This is a genomic window from Halolamina salina, assembly GCF_042678005.1.
In the GTDB taxonomy this organism is placed as follows: Archaea; Halobacteriota; Halobacteria; order Halobacteriales; family Haloferacaceae; genus Halolamina; species Halolamina salina.
Map to the genome: position 1 here is coordinate 1 of NZ_JBHUDH010000013.1, position 2,617 is coordinate 2,617.

General features: G+C 70.2%; 3 protein-coding genes. All 3 read left to right on the plus strand.

Annotated elements, in window-relative coordinates:
* The first annotated feature begins 145 nt into the window (after positions 1–145).
* The 3 genes from ACFR9S_RS01840 to ACFR9S_RS01850 all read left to right on the plus strand — a co-directional run bounded on the left by ACFR9S_RS01840 (position 146) and on the right by ACFR9S_RS01850 (position 2,600).
* Positions 146–745, plus strand: a complete 600-nt coding sequence (locus ACFR9S_RS01840; protein ID WP_379732537.1) for a hypothetical protein — start codon at positions 146–148, stop codon at positions 743–745.
* A gap of 101 nt (positions 746–846) precedes the next feature.
* Positions 847–1,488 (plus strand): VOC family protein, encoded by a 642-nt coding sequence (locus tag ACFR9S_RS01845; RefSeq protein ID WP_379732536.1) that lies wholly within the window; start codon positions 847–849, stop codon positions 1,486–1,488.
* Entirely contained in the window at positions 1,485–2,600 is a 1,116-nt protein-coding gene (locus ACFR9S_RS01850; RefSeq protein WP_379817930.1) for a VOC family protein, read from the plus strand. The genes ACFR9S_RS01845 and ACFR9S_RS01850 overlap by 4 nt, the downstream gene beginning before the upstream one ends.
* Positions 2,601–2,617 lie beyond the last annotated feature (17 nt).

Sequence of the window (2,617 nt, forward strand, 5' to 3'; positions counted from 1 at the left end):
CGCTGAACTGCCGCGCCGCGGGCGCCAGAGGCGGGCTACCCGACCGCGACGCCGTTCGGGCGTTCTTGGCGGGCCGGGACGCTTGATCGCCGAGGCGTTCGGTCCCGCCCACAGGATTATCCCTATCGGTGTGCTAACGAGTGTAATGGCAGACGACAAGCAAGGCCGGGAGAAGCAGGCCGCCGACGAGGAGCGACGACAGCGCGAGCGTGCGCTTCGAACCGAACTGGAGCGATACGACGAGGCCGAGCCGCCGATCGACGACGCCGAACTCGACGAGATCGAGGCCGAACTCGAGACGGTCTCCTTCCCCGCGACCGGCGCCGAGATCGTCGACACCGTCGGTAGGCGTCGAGTCGCCGCAGGGCAGGAGACGTACGCCGTCGAGGAACTACTCCCCGAGGCCGAAGTCGAGACGTACGAGTCGCCAGCGGTCGTCCGGAGCAGGATCCAGCGGCCGACGATCGCGATGGCGATGAAGCGAATCGTCGAAGCGAGCGAGACGATCCCGAACGTGGAGTACTCGGCGAGCCAGCGCGACGCCTACGAGAAGACGCTCCGCGCGCTGCAGGCGGTCGACACGCTCGACGAGGACGAGGGCGTCCGCGCGATCACCGACTGGATCGTCGAGCGGATCGAGGAGAAGGGGAAGCTCCCCGGCTCGCGCGACGTGCGCCGGGAAGCGGGGAAGCTCACGCGGGAGAGCGGCTACGAGGTGCGGAACGACGAGTGGCTGGGGATCTGACCCCGCCCCGAATCGGCCGCTAACACTCGCGTCACCGGGTGGGAGCCACGTCGGGGAACGGATTTACCCGTGGGGCGAGAAGTCAGTAACACGAGACAATTATGTCCGACGCACCCACGCAGGCCGACGAGAGCGACATCCCCGTGACCGCCGAGAAGCCCGACAGCCCCGTCGGGGTCACCGGCGTCGACCACATCACGCTGATCGGGAGCAACGAGGAGGACACCGTCGAGTACTACCGGGATATCCTCGGCATGCCGCTGGTGCTGCGCCAGCCGAACCTCGACGACCCCGAGGCGACCCACCTGTTCTTCGACGCCGGCGACGGCCGGATCATCACGTTCTTCGTGAAGGACGACCGCCCCTCGGACAACCGACCCAAGCGCGTCGGGATGGGCGGCGTCCACCACCTCGCGTTCAGCGTCGACGGCGAGCGCCTCGCGGAGATCGCCGAAGGGCTGGAGGACGCGGGCTACGGCTACAACGAGTTCGACCGCGGCGCGTTCCACTCGCTGTACACCCGTGACCACAACGGGCTCACGATCGAACTCGCCGCCGACAAGTTCGAGATCCCCGACGACCGCCGGGGCGAGGTGCTGGCCCACGCGCAGGCCCACCGCGTCGACGCCGGCGACGAGTACGTGAAGGACGAGCACATGCGCGCCGCGCTGGAGGAGCTCGACATCCCGATCGAGGAGATCGAGATCCCCACGACGGCGTCCTCCGGGACGGGGGGACTGTGAGCGAGCGGGAGCCCGAACTCGACACGCTTTCGCCCGACGCGGGCAGTGACAGCGAGACGACTGCCCCGGACACGCCGGGGATCCACCACGTCTCCGTCGTCAGCGGCGATCCCCACGGGACGCTGACGTTCTACCGCGACGTGCTGGGGATGCGGTTGGTCAAGCGCACCGTCAACCACGACGAGCCGGCGGTCCACCACCTCTACTTCGGCGACGGGACGGGCACGCCCGGAACCACGTTCACCGCGTTCCCCTACCCGCTCGACGCCGGCGGCCGTCGCGGTGCCGGGCAGCCGAGCGAGACGGCGTTCGCGGTCCCCGAAGGGAGCCTCGCTTACTGGCGCGACCGCCTCGAGGACCACGGCGTTGCGACCGACGAACCGACCGAACGGTTCGACGAGCCGACTCTCACCTTCACCGACCCGGACGGCCTCGACCTCGCGTTAGTCGAGAGCGCCGCCGCCGGCGTCCTCGGGACCGACGAACTCGCCGTCGATCCGTGGGCCGAGACGGTTCCGAGCGAGCACGCGATTCGGGGCGTCCACTCGGTCACGCTGCGCTCGAACAGTCCCTACGTCACCGGGCGCGTGCTGGAGCTGTTCGGGTTCGGCCTCGTCGGGCAGGCGGGCGACCGCGTCCGCTACGTCGCCGGCGCCGACGGCGTCGAGACCGAGGGGCTGGACGCCGACACGACTGATCTCGCGCGGGACCCCACACCGGGGACCGTCGTCGACCTCTACGCCCGCGAGGAGCCGTGGGGGAAGGAGGGCGCCGGGACGGGCCACCACGTCGCGATCCGCGTGCCCGACCGCGCGGCGCTCGAGGCGTGGCGCGACCGACTGATCGACGCCGGGCTCTCCCCGTCGCCGGCCCGGGACCGATACTACTTCGACTCGGTGTACGTCCGCGACCCCGGCGGCGTGCTGTTCGAGATCGCGACCGACGGTCCCGGACTCACGCGCGACGAGCCGACCGACGAACTCGGGAGCGACCTCCGCCTGCCGCCGTGGCTCCGGGAGGACGAGGCGATGCTCCGCGAGCAGCTCCCGCCGCTCGACGAACCGGTACAGCACGACGCCGATCCGGAGCGCCGCGAAGCGACGGATGAGTGATCTCCCGACCGTCGGCG

Bases quoted from the DNA above. Each gene is read 5' to 3' on its own strand.
- ACFR9S_RS01840 (WP_379732537.1), top strand. From the start codon at position 146: ATGGCAGACGACAAGCAAGGCCGGGAGAAGCAGGCCGCCGACGAGGAG.
- ACFR9S_RS01845 (WP_379732536.1), top strand. From the start codon at position 847: ATGTCCGACGCACCCACGCAGGCCGACGAGAGCGACATCCCCGTGACC.